The sequence below is a fragment of the Moorena sp. SIO4G3 genome, from assembly GCF_010692305.1.
GTDB lineage: Bacteria > Cyanobacteriota > Cyanobacteriia > Cyanobacteriales > Coleofasciculaceae > Moorena > Moorena producens_A.
In genome coordinates this window covers 1-14,932 of sequence record NZ_JAAHIG010000229.1, presented here as the reverse complement: position 1 = coordinate 14,932, position 14,932 = coordinate 1, and the positions used below count along the sequence as shown (strand labels likewise).

Below are 14,932 nucleotides of genomic sequence, written 5' to 3'. Positions count from 1 at the left end.
TTCAGGCAACGGAGCTATCTTAGATATTGCGTTAGTTGGGGAGTACCAAATCGGAGAAGTATACACCCGTTCCTGTAGGGTTAAGGGCACTTCAGGGGGCATTTCTATCTGATAAAATGCCTTGTCGTAGTCCGTCCAACGAGGTGTCGGAATTTCCAGCACCCGCGCGTAGTAAAATGCCCTTTGGGTGGGATCGAAGTCCGGGTCTGTCCAAACCTGTGCCAGCTCAAGCGCACCAATGGTGTTTGTCCACTCTGCTGTGTCGGTATTCACCGTACCGGTATCTTCCATCGGATCGTCCGTCTCACATGTAGCGGGATTGACCGCACAACCCACAAGGGGAAGCTTACCCGTTGTGGGATCAGGTACGCGATCGCCTGACCAGACTACATCGTAAACTTTTTCCTGGGTTTCGTCATTCTCCAGCCAGCCCTTGACAATTTGAATGCGATCAAGATTTCCCCGCAGGGGGTCTTTTAACGCTGCTACCAAAAAGGTCGGTGGGTTCCTTTTTTGTAGCTGATAGTTAACGAGAGCTTCGATCTTTTTCTCCACATTGTCAGCTTCCTCCAGATTGTTAGCGATCTTTTCAGGCAAGTTCAGATCGATCTCTTGAGGCAAAGGCAAATCGCTACCCATAGGAACACCCTTGGCATAGCCCACATCACCGGGATTACGATCGAGATCCTCTGGGGTAAAGTCCCAACCGCCAAAGAAGCGAACTATCATCCGTGGTCCGCTGGTAGCATAGACTTCCCGACGCTCCATGGCATCAAACAAGGACTCGCGGGTATTGGCTTCAGCCCAAACGCCCACATAGCCAGCTGCTCCATTCTGCCATCCCAACCGGTTCACCTCCGGATCCTCCGGAACACAGTTCCCATCTTGATCCTTAGTAAAACAACTTGTCTTCTCGACTTGTTCTGCCCGATCAGGACTGGGGGTATTAAAGACCATTTTACCCATAAAGCTATTTTCTTCCACCCCGGAAATCGCAAGATGGGAATCCGTGGAACCCACCAGACCAAATTTGAAGGGATTTGCTCCCAAGTTTTCTTCAAACTTCAGTCCATTCTTGAAGGCAGCACGGGCATATTCATACTCGTACATATCATCTGTTTTGGGACCCGTTAGGTCCAGATTTCCGTTATCCCAACCTGCTATCTCAAAACTAGCAAATTCATCGTCGGGAGACAAATCAGGATGGGTCTCGCCCGCCCCTTTGATTTGGATGACTTCATAGAGGGGCTCCCACCGTTGTCGCTGCTGGGCATAGCTGTGGCTTAGGAGCATACCGCGAGCATCGGTGTCGGCAAACATTTGTCCGTTGCTCATGTTGCCATTGTGGGGAATGGCCAACACATCCCCACCCGTTGTGTCTTCATAGGCTGCCATCCAATTCCAGAGCAGTTCTGGGTCGGTGCCATCTTCTGTAGTCTTAGGCAGCAACTGCTTGGCTTTGTCGCTATTGTCGCGGTAGATGACATTCCGGTGGAGGTTGTCCCCCGCATCTAGGGAAGTCCACTCATACCCGATCACTGCTGTAAATGTGTGGGGGTCGTTGAACTCTTCCGCCCAATCGACTTCATCCTCCCAAGCTGCACCGAATTCCTCTGGACTTTGGAGCATACAGTCTGGAACTGTGCCTTGAGCGAAGGCTGAAGTCATTTCGGTTACGGCCTTGGCTGCAGCCTCTCCGCCTTCTTCGACTGCGTCATGCCAATCATCTATCTGCTGCTGATCCTCACCGCAATCTTGTGGGGGTGTTTCAACAAACTGTTGGAAAGAGCCCAACTGGTCGGTGTGATCGGTGACCACCAAGAAATCTAAGGGACGAGACAACTGGACGGGTTGCCCACCATCGACTTCCACTTCCTCCCCTCGGGCAAATCGGTAGGAGTCTTCAGGGGTCAGCGTGGTTCCACCTGCACCTGCATCAAAGGAATAGATGGTATGGAGGTGGGTGTCCCCCCAGAATACCTGCTGGGGACGACCAGGATCTGCTTGGGGTTGCCCAGCATAGGGGGAGTAGGGTTGTATTTCTCCTATGGGCGGTACGGGTCGGTTGAAATCTGGAAGATCGTATTCCCCAGGTGGCAACAACGAAACTGCCAAAGCACTGTTAGAGGAAAATAGGATATTCCCGATCAGAAAGCAAATACACAAGCCTATTATAAATAGTTTGCGGATTTGCGAAAGTGAAACGATTCGATTCATGTTTGATGAACTCCTTTTGGAATTGTTTTGTAATTCCTTGATTAATGGAATTGGTGCGTTACGACGGATTGTGAGCGTTCGGCTGAGGGCAAAAGATTTGAGCCATCTAACGCACCCTACGCAACTGCCATTTCTCTATCAAGTCATTACCATTTTTTGTGAGATAGAATGCCGAAGTAATACCAAACTTCGACATGCTACGTTAATCCCTAGCGTTGCTGAATTAAGGAATGAATGCACGATCATCTGGTTTTATTACAGCCCCCTAAATCCCCATCTGTCAAAAAGCGAAGCATCCGCTAATTCCCCCCAAAGTTGGGGGGTGAGGGGGGCCTCACAGGGGTAGGTTTTTAACAAAGACGTGAGGTGTGGGGTGTAGGGGGTGGGGTGTAGGGTGTGGGGGATAAGAAAATATACTTAATTTGTCGTTAAAAATCATCATTGTCTTGATGCAATAGCGAGTGGGGGAAACCCCCTGTTCCCTTGCTGCATCGCTTCTTCGTTGTTTTCCTTTTCCTCTCCCTGTGATCCGCCCCCGACCGGTCGGGGGTTGGGGGTGAGGCAGGACCCAAATGTAAAAAACCTACCCCTGTGAGGGTGAGGGGGGCGGGGGACTTTGAGAGTTTTGTTCCCCCCAAAATTGGGGGGTTAGGGGGGCAAAACCATACCCATAATCAGCAACGCCGTAATTCAAGAATTACTGTGTTAACCGAATAATCTCCTTAATTACTCGCTCCCAAAATTCTTCATTACTCATATCTAAAGAATCTAAGGCATCTTGGGGGAGCCGAGTATACAGGTCGAGATCCTCTTCAAGGTCTTTCAACTCATAGTTAACATAGCCAATCTCGTCATTGCGAGCTGCCAGAATCTGCCCGTTATTATTGAACAGCTGGGCAACAAACTCGCTGTCATCCTTCAGGTTAAAGCTGAGTTGATTGTCTGCTATCTTGTATTTCATAGGAGCTGCTGCCTCCAGTTCCCCAGTATGCAGGGACGCAGAGGTGGCCGACTCGCCCAGGAACCAGGTGCCTTCACCTTGATAGAATTGGTAATCCTGAAAGAAACCGATAAATTCGTCACCGGTGATCAGATTACTAATTTCCAGATTGTGGCCACGGATCAGGTCTTCAATCTCTTCGGTAGTGAGGGGTGGAATACCATTTTGTTCCAGCTGGTCAACAGTTAACGCACCAGCATCACCAGCAGCTAGATAGGCATCACTGGGAGTATACCAGATCGGGGAACTCCAGGCTCGCTCTTGGATTTCGGCAGGCGCAGGCGGGACAATGCCCACTTCGGCAGCATCGTAAGTAGAATAGCGGGGAGTGGGAATTTCTAAGGCCCGCAAGTAGTAGAATGCTCGCACTGTGGGGTCAAAGTCCGGGTCTTCCCAAACCCCAGAGAGTTCGGGGCTACCAATGTCGTTGGTATAGGTGGCGTTATAAACATCTACAGTGGTGCCAATGGGAGGCAATTTGCCGGTTGTGGGATTGGGTTCGCGATCGCCTGCCCAGGCCACATCATAAATTTTCTCGTGGGTCAAGCCATGCTTAGTCCAGCCTTTGACCACCTGGATCCGATCCAGGTTACCACTGTTGGGATCCTTGGTTGCCCAGACAAAAAACTTAGGTGCTTTCTGCGCATCAGGTGTGGGTAAATCCCTGCCCATGGGAACGCCAGTAGCATAAGCCTGCTCAACCGCATCTGGTTGCAGGTTCAGGTCCTCTGCAAAGTCCCAGCCACCGAAAAAGCGTACCTGGGTGCGGGTGCCGCTAGTACCAAAGGTTTCTTTACGAGCTAGAGCATCGTAAACGCACTCGCGGGTATTCTGATCTGCCCAAACCCCGGTCAATGCCCCAGGATTGAGATAGGGCAATTTTTCCCAACCGGGAATTTCACTAAACAGCCGCAGTTCGGGTGTGGCATCGGTAAAGCCGTGGGAACCAATAAAATCGTCTTCTTCGGTATCCCCAGGAGAACCATTATGGTTGTCTGTAGCCCCTATAATACCATACTTGAAGGGATTGGTTCCCAAAGTCGCTTCGTGGCGCAGACCATTCTTCAGGGCTTCCCGCACATAGCCGTAGCGCCCTCGGGTGCGTTCGGTAGTTTGCATCAATTCAAAGTCTGCAAACTCATCCTCTGGGGCATAGGCAGGCACGGTTTCGGAGTTGCCCTTGACTTGCATGATTTCCACCAATGGCTCGTATTTTGCCCGCAATTCAGCCCAGGCTGGATCGATGGGTGTGTCATCATTCCACCGTTCTGGCATGAACATCTGGTTGGTGCTGACGTTGCTGTTATGGGGAATTGCCAAAACCGTCGAGCCATCGTCCTCGTACTGGCTGAGGTATTGCCATAACACCTCGGGGGATTGGGTGTCGAAGAGGCTCACGGGCACCTCAGGCACGACGGTATCGCGAAAAATCACGTTCCGATGTAGGTTTGCACCGCCCGGGGCAGAAGACCATTCAAAGGCGTGCAACGTTGTAAATGTGCCCGGTTCGTAGTTGTCTTCCGTTGCCTGTTGAATTTTCTTCCAGGCGTTTACCCGGGCTTGATCTGCAATGGGACCTGACGCATATGCCGTGCGTTCTGGCTGGTCTTCCGAGCGAGCGGCTCCCTGCATTACCTGGACGTATACTAGGGTTGACAGCAGCTCAGACTGGGGCTTGTTCCGAATCGCAATAGCCAGGGGATGGTAGTATTTCTTTTTACCATATTCGGGATTGAGGGCCATTTCCACCTCGGCCAGGAATTCGGCGTGGTCGGTGACAGCCGCAAAATTCAGGGGCACTTTGTGCTGGGTGATGCCACCTGGAAGCTCGTTGGGGTCTCCCTTAGCAAACTTATAGGCTGCATCGGGGTCATTCCGCATCAAGCCCAAGTAGGCATCCAGGGAATAGGTGGTATGGGTGTGCAGATCCCCAAATAAAGCCTGACGTTGGGCAGGATCACTCAGGCTTTCACCATCACAGGAGAGCTGCGCGGGCAAGGGTACAGCTGGTCCTAGAGTAACCGCTTGTGCGGTTGTGCTGAAGGAAACAAACAACAACATGGTCATCAGACCAATGGTGAGTCGTTTCCCCAAAAGTTTAATCTTTCGTAACATAAATAGCCTCCTTCTTAGGCTAAGCTAGATTTTTGGTTAAGATCGCTTCGGATGAAGAAACGATCGCTTGGTTGCTGGACTTACACTCAGTTAATAGGTGTCGAAACTACCAAGCCATTGTGAGATGCCAGGATCATAGATTTACTTCATCTGCATGGTTGAATAATGTTTCTGAATTTCCTGAATGATTCGATTCCAAAATTCTTCCTGACTGATATTGTCAAGAGGTTGGGTAGGCGGAGGTTCGATCGCTACCGGAGCCGGATTATACCAGATGGGGGAAGACCAAGCCCGCTCACGGATGAAGGGAGGGACTCCAGTGGGTGGGTAGATTTTTAGAGTGATCGCATCATAGGTGCTCCAGCGGCAGGTGGGATTTTCAATCACCCGTGCGTAGTAAAATGCATGCTGGCTCGGGTCGAAGTCCGGGTCGCGCCAAACTGTGCTGAGTTCCGCTGCACCCGGCACGAACGGACCTTGGGATATACCACAGGTGGTTATATCTACCGTTGCCCCATTCGGTGGGCAGAGTCCGTCTTCTCTCGGTTCTAAGCCATCAGAGCAGGCAACAGCATAGACTTTCTCTTGGGGTTCGCCGTCTTCACCCAGCCAGCCTTTGATAATTTGAATGCCTTGTAATTTGGCACTCTTGGGGTCTTGCATTGCCCAGACAAACATCTGGGGAGCGGTGGCGGTAGGGGGTGTGGGCAAATCATCACCCATGGGAACGCCCTTGCTGTAGGCAATATCGAGGGCATCAGGGCGTTCGTTCAGGTCGTCCGGGAACTCGTAGCCGCCAAACAGCCGCACTTGAATGCGGGGGCCACTGGTAGCAAAGGTTTCCCGGCGCTTCAGAGCATCAAAGATGCTTTCACGGGTGTTTTCTTCGGCCCAAACCCCAGTAACCCCGCCGGGATTGTTCGAGAGGTTATCGTTCCTGTCGGCAATGGGATTCGGTTCAGTGCCCAGACGATACTGGGGGGTAGCGTCCGTCATACCGTGACTGCCCTTGAAGTTGTTTTCTGCACCGCTTGAGGGAAAACCGCTGTGGGTATCGGTCGCACCCACGAAACCATACTTAAAGGGGTTGAAGCCGATCTTTGCTTCCTGCTTGATACCTTCCTTCAGTCCTTCCCGGATGTAGTCGTATTTGCTGATACATTTCGGATCCTCGGGCTTTTCTTCACAGCTATACACGCTGGTCTGCGCTTGGACGGCAGCACCTTCCATTAAAGGCAACTCATCGCTGACAATAAAGCTACGGTTGAGTTTTTCAAAGCCGCAGAGTTCGTCTGTGTTGCCCAGACCGGTTTTACACTCCGATTCGCCTTTGGTTTGGATGACCTCCACCAGTCGTTCCAGTTCTTGTTGGATCCTGGCACGCTCGGGGTTGATGGGCGTCTCGCCGTTGTAGTAGTAGGGGGCAAAGGCGGTCCCCCCAGACAGGTTGGTGTTGTGGGGAATCACGATCGCCTCGCATTCTCCCGTGCAATTGGCATTCAACCAGTCCCACAGTTCCTCTGGGTTGGGAGAATTATCCGCCGAAAACGCGGTCTCGGGAACGGTGTCATTGCGAAAAATGATGTTACGGTGGATGCCAGCCCCACTAATGTCTTGTGGTACGTTGCCTTTAGAGGTCCATTCGTAAGCGTTCAGCGTTGTAAACTGCCCAGGTTGGTTAAACTCTGTGGCGATTTCCTGGATTTTTTTCCAGAGTTGAGCGCCATATTCGTTGCAGGTTTCCGAATCTACGCTACATGTCCCCGGTTTTTTGACATACAAGTAGGCGGCAATCAAGTCGCTTTTGGGGGCATTTCGCAAAGCTCGGCATCTCAGGGAGTTATGGCCGGGGGCATCTTCAAACTCGTTGCAGATGGCCATTTCCCCGAAATATTCTGCATGGTCGGTGACAGCGGTGAAATCGAGGGGGGTTTTCAACTTGTGTGCTTCCCCGGCTGCCGTCATCACCTCCTCGCCCTGGGCAAAGCGGTAGGCTTCGCGAGGGCTGTTAGGGTTCGACCCCAGGTAGCTGTCGAGAGAGTAGTTGGTGTGAACGTGCAGGTCCCCGAATAGGGCTTTTCGTTCAGCCGGGTTCACTTCACTCTGGGCTAAGGCTATAGGCATTTGTCCCATAGATAACAGCAGGCTGAGAACCCCAATAGTAAAGACTCGCAACCACAAGGGTCGAATCCTCAGGGGTAAAGGCTTCAATTTCATCGGATATTACTCCTTAAATTAGATAGGGTTTGGTAAATCGTTTCTGTTGAAACGAGGGAAATGCTGGAGTTACACTCAGTTAATACATTGTTGAAATCACCAAACTTGTAATTCTCAGATGCCAGGATCATAGATTTACTTGATCATTTGGTTGAATAATGTTTCTCAATTTCCTGAATGATTCGGTTCCAAAAATCTTCCTGACTCATATTTTCAACAGCTTGGGCAGGCAGAGGTTCGACCTTAGTTGGGGAATACCAAATAGGAGAAGACCAGGCTCGTTCCCGAATAAAGGGTTTAGCACCAGAGGCGAAGATAGATTTGTTAAGGGCGATCGCATCATAGCTACTCCAGCGACAGGTGAAATTTTCGATCACCCGTGCGTAGTAAAATGCGTGTTGATTGGGGTCAAATTCAGGATCACGCCAAACAGTACTGAGTTCTGAGTCTCCTACATTCTGGGGGTAACTACAGGTAAAAATATTCGGTATGGCCTTATTTCCAGGACATGAGCCATTCTCATTTGGCTGTTTTTGATCGGAACAGGCAACATCATAGACCTTTTCATGGGTTTCCCCATCATCACCGATCCAACCCTTAATGATTTGGATGCGGTCTATGGGAGCACTCTTGGGGTCTTTAATCGCCCAAACAAAGAACTCAGGGTCTGCCTCAGCAGTGGGAAGGATTGGGAAATCGCTGCCCATGGGAACGCCAGTGCCATAAGCAATCTCGATGGCATCATCTCGAAGATTGAGATCTTCTGGGAACTCGTAGCCGCCAAAAAGTCGTACTTGAATACGAGGACCACTGGTAGCAAAGGTTTCCCGTCGCTGGAAGGCATCAAAGATACTATCGCGGGTGTTTTCTTCAGCCCAAACTCCTGTTAACCCACCAGGATTATTCAAAAGGTTGTCTAGCTCACCACTAATGGGACTTTGTTCAATCCCCAATCGGTATTCAGGAGTATCGTCAGCCATACCATGATTACCCTGGTAATTATCTTCTTCTCCACTAGAAGGAATCCCACTGTGGGTATCGGTCGCGCCCACGAAACCGTACTTAAAGGGGTTGACACCAATTTTAGCCTCTTGTTTGATACCTTCTTTGAGTCCTTCTCGGATGTAGCTATATTTGTTAATACAACCGGCTGGTTCAAAAAGTTCATCACAGATGGGGGCACTGCTTAGGGATTGGACGGCAGCCCCTTCTATCAGAAAGGAAGGACCCGTCCGAACGGAACGGCGATCGAGTTTTTCAAAGTTACACAGTTCATCGACATTGCCTAAACCCGTTTTGCACTCGGACTCCCCTTTGGTTTGCATCACTTCTACCAGTCGCTCTAGTCGTTGTTGAGTGTTGGCGCGAACATCATCTATTGGGGTAACATTGTCGTAGTAGGTTGGGTTAAAAGCAGTTCCCTGAGACAAGTTAGCGTTGTGGGGAATGACGATCACCTCACACTCTCCTGTACAGTTAGTATCCAACCAAGCCCACAGATGCTCTGGGTTGGGAGAAGACTTCAATGGGTCGGAAACATCCAAAGCCGAAAACACAGTATCAGGAACGGTATCATTACTAAAAATGATATTACGGTGAATACCTGCTCCCGCAAGTCCTGGTGGCACATTGCCAGGAGAAGTCCATTCATAGGCTTTGAAGGTGGTGAATACCCCTGGCTCGTTGAACTGTGTCGCCGCATCTTGGATCTTGTCCCAAACGAGAGGGGTATATTCGTCGCAAAGTTCGTGATTATCACCACAAACCCCAAGATCCTCTTTACCGATTATAAATCTTTGAAATGCCTCCCCAGCAGCGTCTAAATCGTTTTTTGCATCCCGTACTAGCTGACAATTGTCGGAGTTATAGTAAGGGGAATTTTCATCCATCGTACAGATGGCTATTTCTCCTAAATACTCCGCATGATCGGTTACACCAGTGAAATCCAGGGGAGTTTTCAACTTATGGCATTGTCCTGAAGCCATCGTAACCGGCTCCCCTCGGGCAAAGCGGTAGGCTTCTTCTGGACCATTGGGGTTGGCTCCAAAATAGCTATCGAGGGAATAACTGGTGTGAACGTGCAGGTCCCCGAATAGGGCTTTTCGTTCAGCCGGGTTCACTTCACTCTGGGCTAAGGCTATGGGCATTTGTCCCATAGATAGCAGCAGGCTGAGAAGCCCGATAGTGAGGACTCGCCACCAAAGTGGTCGAATCCTCAGGGGTAAAGGCTTCAATTTCATCGGATATTACTCCTTAAATTAGATAGGCTTTGGTAAATCTTTTCTGTTGAAACGAGGGAAATGCTGGACTTACACTCAGTTAATACATTGTTGAAATGACCAAACTTGTAATTGTCAGATGCCAGGATCATAGATTTACTTGATCATTTGCTTGAATAATGTTTTTCAACCTCCTGAATGATTAGATCCCAAAAATCTTCGTGACTCACATTTTCAGCAGGTTGGGCAGGCAGGGATGGGAGGTTGATTGTCTTAGCTGGAGAATACCAGATCGGAGAAGTATACGCCCGTTCCTGTAAGGTTAGGGGAATATCATCACAAGCAGTTGTATCTTCTGCCTTAGCTTCAGCGCACCACTCGTCGCCGTAAAACGCCTTGTCGTAGTCTGTCCAACGCGGTGTCGGAATTTCCAGCACCCGTGCGTAGTAAAATGCCCTTTGGGTGGGATCGAAGTCCGGGTCTGTCCAAACCTGTGCTAGATCAACCGCACCAATGGTGTTTGTCCACTCGGCTGTATCGGTATTGACTGTATTACCCACTTCAGGAAGCTTACCAGTTGTGGCATCGGGGACGCGATCCCCTGACCAAACCACATCATAGACCTGCTCCTGGGTGTTACCATCGGCATCCAGCCAACCTTTGATAATTTGAATGCGATCGAGGTTTCCTAGTAGGGGGTCTTTTAACGCTGCCACTAAGAAAGTCGGTGTTTTTCCTTCCGGCATACGGGTCATATCGCTACCCATGGGAACGCCCTTGTCGTAACCAACTTCTGCTAGATCCAGGTCTAGATCCGAGTTGGTAAAGTCCCAACCCCCAAAGAAGCGCACCACCATGCGCGGTCCGCTGGTGCCATATACTTCTCGCCGCTCCATGGCATCGAATAGAGCCTTACGGGTATTTTCGGTAGCCCAAACTCCCATGTAACCAGAAGCTCCATACTGCCATCCAAAACGACCAAGACTGGCTTGCTCTATTGCTCGTTCAGCACTGGGAGCCTCATTGGGGAACTTACCCATATAGCTATTCTCTTCGACCGCTGGCAGGGCAATATGAGAATCTGTAGCACCCGCCAGACCAAATTTGAAGGGATTTGCCCCCAGGCTTGCTTCAAATTTCAGGCCATTTTTCAGAGCAGGACGAGCATACTCATGCTCAAACATAGCTTTGCGGGCTTCCGGGTCAGTAGGTTTGAGGAAGCTCATATCCAGGTTACCTAAATCCCAACCTGCAACCTCAAAGTCAGCAAATTCATCATCAGGAGAGATCTCTGGATGAGTTTCACTGGTGCCTTTAATCTGGGTGAGTTCATAGATGGGTTCCCAAAGCTGTCGCCGTTCGGCATAGTTTTCGGTCAAGGGATTACCATTATGATCGATTTCAGCAAACATCAGACCGTTGCTGAGATTGCCATTGTGGGGAATCGCTAACACATCACCACCTGTTTTATCCTCATAGGCTTGCATCCAATTCCAAAGGTCTTCTGGATTAGTGCTTTGGTCTGTGGTGAAGGGGATAAGTTGCTTGGCTTTGTCCCCATTATCGCGGTAGATGACGTTGCGGTGTAAGTTGTTGCCACCAAGCAGCGAGGTCCACTCATAACCAATCACAGCGGTAAAATTACCCGGATCGTTATAAGCTTCTGCGGCATCAATGATCTCCTGCCAGAAAGTTTGGAACTCTTCGGCAGAAGGGAAGATACATAAAGGTGCTTTCCCTTGGGAAAAGGCTGCAATAATTTCTGATGAAGCTTGAGCAGCCTCATCTCCACCCGCAACAACCATCTCATGCCAGGTATCGACCTGCTCTTGATCGGCTCCACAATCTGTCGGAGGATTGAACAAAAACTGCTGAAAAGCCCCTAGCCCGTCCGAGTGATCGGTCACTACCAAAAAATCTAAGGGACGAGAAAGCTTCACAGGTTGTCCTGCATCGGTCATGACTTCATTGCCCAGGGCAAATTCATAGGAATCTGCCGGTCCCAAACGAGTTCCAGCGGCTCCTGCATCAAAGGAATAAACGGTATGCAGGTGAGTATCGCCCCATAACACCTGTTTGGGTCGCTCCACATAGGGGGAGTAGCACTCAGCATTTGGGTCAAAGCGGCAATCTACTTTAGGTAAAGGGGTCGAGAATCGTTTTCCAATAAAGTCGTATTCTCCGGGGGGCAGGGAAATTGCCAGGGCGCTGTTGGGAGCGAGAAAGATGCTGCCAACAAACATAAGAGCGCAAAGTCCGGCAAAAAGCCGTTGGATTTGCGAAAATGTTCGATTCATCTTGATAACTCCTGTCGTAATTATCTTTTGTTGGATTGTTGAACCCTGGACGAGATGTCCTTATGTTCAGTTTTGGTTGCGATCGCTTTTAGCGGAAGCTGAGGCCTTTGGCCACGCTTCGCGAACGCTTCATCGCGTAGCGTAGCCCTTCGGGCTAATCGCCTTTGGTTATGAAGCGATCGCTTGGTTGCTGGACTCACACTCAGTCAATAGGTCTGGAAACTGCCAAGCCATTGTGAGATGCCAGGATCCCCCTTACCCCCAAAAGGCAGCAACCCGCTGGAAACACCAGAACGAGGCCAAAATGCCAATGCTGTAGGTGGGCACCCAACCCAGCCAGCGCGGGTATTGCTCAGGGCCAAACCGTTTCAGACTCTCCATGACCCCAACGACTACTAGCACAAAGGCCAGTTGTCCTAATTCCACCCCAACATTGAAAAACAACAGGGCTGGGGGAATGTCTTGGGGGGGTAATCCCACCTCTGCCAAGGCTCCGGCAAAACCAAAGCCGTGGAGCAGTCCAAAGGTGAGAGCCACTAGCCAGGGATATTGCTCGGTCAATCCTGGTTTCCCCTGGCGGCTGTGGGCCAGCTCCGAAGCTAAGAACAAAATGCTGAGGGCAATCACGGCTTCCACTGGGGCTTGGGGTACATTCACAAGACCTAAGGTCGCTGCAGCAAGGGTAATGCTGTGGGCTAGGGTAAAGGCGGTAATGGTCTTGACCAGACGCCAGGATGGTCCGACTATTAAGACTAGCCCTAAGACAAACAGCAAGTGGTCGATGCCGCTGAAAATGTGCTCGACCCCAAGTTTGAGGTAGGTCTGGCCCACTGCCAACACAGTGGTTTTTTCTGGGATCACGAAGGTCTCTTCCCCAGTGGGCACCATGGTGGTTTGGGAGTGCCCATCGGCCCATTCCACCCGCAATAGCACTTCCAGAGAGCTTTGGAGCAGTCCCGGAAACGCAATGGTTGCTTGAGCCAATCCGTTTTTACCGCAATCCAATCTCCAGCGGGTGACACGGGTGGAGGGAGTAGCCGTTACCCCAGGCACGGTCACTGCAGTGCAGTAGCTGGGAAAGACCGGGCTAATGGTCATGGGACTACTCAGCCCTTCATCCCCAAAACTCATGGCTGGTGGGGTTTTCCAGACCACGTCCACCTGGCCAGAGGGTTGCTCTCGTAGTTCCAGGTAGGACGTTTGAAAGCCGTGGGCCTGGGCGGGGGCGGGATGATATCCCAGGCCGAGGCAAACCAGCAGAGCAAGACAGAGCCATTTTCCTAGGTTCATCCCTGGTCCTCCTGAATAGCTTGGTTGAGGGAATCCTGGTCAATGGAAACCGTGTAGCGATCGCGTAATTGTTGATAAAACTGCTCGTCCAGCTGTTGGCGCTGGTCTCTCATCCAGTCCCGGCGGGCATCTTTTCTGACCTCTGCCAAGGTAGCAACGTGACCCGGTTGAATGTCACTAACGTAAACCAGATGACTGCCATAAGCGGAATGCAACGGGCCTTGCCAGCCCGTTTCAGTAACCCCAGCCATCTCCTGGGCAAAGGTTCCACCAAAGGTGTTGGTTAAGGTCTGAGCTGAGGCCAGGGTATAGGTTATGGGCAACATGGAGCGGTCCCCTAGCTGCTGGAAGCGTTCCAGGTTGGGGTTGGCTTGCAACTGATTCAGAAGATCCTGGGCTTCGGCATCCGTGCGATCGCGCCGCATTTCCCGACTGAAGTAAATCTGTGCAAAGCTATACTTGCCCGGTATAGTATAGCGCTGGGCATGATCAGTTAAATAGGCTTGCAACTCTTCATCCGAGGGTTCCCGCAGGGCCGACACATCTTCCGTCAGGAACTGCATCTTTTGAATCACCCGTCGCCGCACAATCAGGTCGTTTTTATCTAACCCCAATGCCAGGGCTTCCTGATACAGTACTTCATCTCGGATGTAGTTATCCACTAAGCTTTCCAGCTCTTGGGGCAACGGCTCTCGTCCCCACTGCCGCTGCCAGGTTGTTTTCAAAGACTCAATGGTGCCAGCAGACACCTCAATGTGCTTGGGAGAATCCGATGTAATGGAAGGACCACCAACCCAAAAATACAGCCCAAACAGCAGGGCACCCAAAACCAGGAAATGCAGCAATGGTTCCCGCAAAATGCGAATTAGTGCCTTGGGTCGATCGTCCTGTCCCTTAACCGGGATTTCCGACGGTAGAGTTTTTTGATTAATCAGTGTTGTAGCTGTGTCCTGCATGGCAAATATAACGGTTTTCAATTAGGTGAGGTGCAATTTTTTCGGTTTTAGGGAACAGGGAACAGCGGATCTGGGAACAGGGAACAGGGAGCAGGTGTAGGGTGCGTTAGGGAAGGGCTCGCCGTGATTTTAACGGTCGCCCCTTGTTGAGACAGCCCTTCCCGTAACGCACCACTGGGTCAAACCGCAGCCAGTAGGGTGCGTTAGGGAAGGGCTCGGCCTGATTTTAACGGTCGCCCCTTGTTGAGACAGCCCTTCCCGTAACGCACCACTGGGTCAAACAGCAGAAATGAGATGCACCCGTCGGAAGTGGTAAAAAATTATATGTACGTCATAGCTATGAGAAACGCGCAAATTCATTTACTGACAAAAGACAGATATATCCCAGTTCCAAATGATTGGTGAAATCTTCTATTCCCGATTCCCGATTCCCGATTCCCGATTCCCGATTCCCTGTTCCCTGTTCCCTTGTGTATCAGGTACAGCTCGAACCACTATCAAGCCTAGATAGGGCAGGTGTGCTTTCAGTTGCTCCTCAACGGTATTGGTAATTCCTTGGGTCTGTTGAAGAGATAGAGTCGGTGGTAGCATGATGTCCATCTCTACATGGAGTCTATGCCA

The 14,932-nt window shown here is 50.6% G+C and carries 8 protein-coding genes and 1 pseudogene; 1 reads left to right on the top strand and 8 read right to left on the bottom strand.

The features are described from left to right. The 5 genes from F6J99_RS29860 to F6J99_RS29840 all read right to left on the bottom strand — a co-directional run. On the bottom strand, window positions 1–2,217 hold a 2,217-nt coding region (locus tag F6J99_RS29860), incomplete at its 3' end, for a DUF3604 domain-containing protein (protein ID WP_293118320.1). 697 nt (window positions 2,218–2,914) lie between these two features. Beyond that, window positions 2,915–5,332: a DUF3604 domain-containing protein gene (locus tag F6J99_RS29855; protein ID WP_293118318.1), complete on the bottom strand. Its 2,418-nt coding sequence runs from the start codon at window positions 5,330–5,332 to the stop codon at window positions 2,915–2,917. Between the two features lie 141 nt (window positions 5,333–5,473). Next, window positions 5,474–7,549 (bottom strand): DUF3604 domain-containing protein, encoded by a 2,076-nt coding sequence (locus tag F6J99_RS29850; RefSeq protein WP_293118317.1) that lies wholly within the window; start codon window positions 7,547–7,549, stop codon window positions 5,474–5,476. A 143-nt stretch (window positions 7,550–7,692) separates the two neighbouring features. Then, window positions 7,693–9,789, bottom strand: a complete 2,097-nt coding sequence (locus F6J99_RS29845; protein WP_293118316.1) for a DUF3604 domain-containing protein — start codon at window positions 9,787–9,789, stop codon at window positions 7,693–7,695. Between the two features lie 143 nt (window positions 9,790–9,932). Further along, window positions 9,933–12,065 (bottom strand): DUF3604 domain-containing protein, encoded by a 2,133-nt coding sequence (locus tag F6J99_RS29840; RefSeq protein ID WP_293118315.1) that lies wholly within the window; start codon window positions 12,063–12,065, stop codon window positions 9,933–9,935. 1 nt (window position 12,066) lies between these two features. Here F6J99_RS29840 and F6J99_RS29835 point away from each other — a divergent pair, with 1 nt between their 5' ends. Next, on the top strand, window positions 12,067–12,210 hold the full coding sequence (locus F6J99_RS29835) for a hypothetical protein (RefSeq protein WP_293118314.1): 144 nt from the start codon (window positions 12,067–12,069) through the stop codon (window positions 12,208–12,210). A 110-nt stretch (window positions 12,211–12,320) separates the two neighbouring features. On the opposite strand, the gene F6J99_RS29830 is transcribed toward F6J99_RS29835, so the two are convergent. The 3 genes and pseudogenes from F6J99_RS29830 to F6J99_RS29820 form a co-directional block, all read right to left on the bottom strand. Next, a complete protein-coding gene (locus F6J99_RS29830) occupies window positions 12,321–13,355 on the bottom strand; it encodes a HupE/UreJ family protein (RefSeq protein ID WP_293118312.1) in 1,035 nt (344 codons plus the stop codon). Then, window positions 13,352–14,311: a peptidylprolyl isomerase gene (locus F6J99_RS29825; protein ID WP_293118310.1), complete on the bottom strand. Its 960-nt coding sequence runs from the start codon at window positions 14,309–14,311 to the stop codon at window positions 13,352–13,354. The genes F6J99_RS29830 and F6J99_RS29825 overlap by 4 nt, the downstream gene beginning before the upstream one ends. A gap of 411 nt (window positions 14,312–14,722) precedes the next feature. Next, window positions 14,723–14,932: pseudogene (locus F6J99_RS29820) on the bottom strand (cation transporter); the annotation flags it as partial.

Excerpts from the sequence above, each read along its gene's own strand:
- F6J99_RS29855 (WP_293118318.1), bottom strand. The coding sequence starts at position 5,332 with ATGTTACGAAAGATTAAACTTTTGGGGAAACGACTCACCATTGGTCTG.
- F6J99_RS29850 (WP_293118317.1), bottom strand. The coding sequence starts at position 7,549 with ATGAAATTGAAGCCTTTACCCCTGAGGATTCGACCCTTGTGGTTGCGA.
- F6J99_RS29845 (WP_293118316.1), bottom strand. The coding sequence starts at position 9,789 with ATGAAATTGAAGCCTTTACCCCTGAGGATTCGACCACTTTGGTGGCGA.
- F6J99_RS29840 (WP_293118315.1), bottom strand. The coding sequence starts at position 12,065 with ATGAATCGAACATTTTCGCAAATCCAACGGCTTTTTGCCGGACTTTGC.
- F6J99_RS29830 (WP_293118312.1), bottom strand. The coding sequence starts at position 13,355 with ATGAACCTAGGAAAATGGCTCTGTCTTGCTCTGCTGGTTTGCCTCGGC.
- F6J99_RS29825 (WP_293118310.1), bottom strand. The coding sequence starts at position 14,311 with ATGCAGGACACAGCTACAACACTGATTAATCAAAAAACTCTACCGTCG.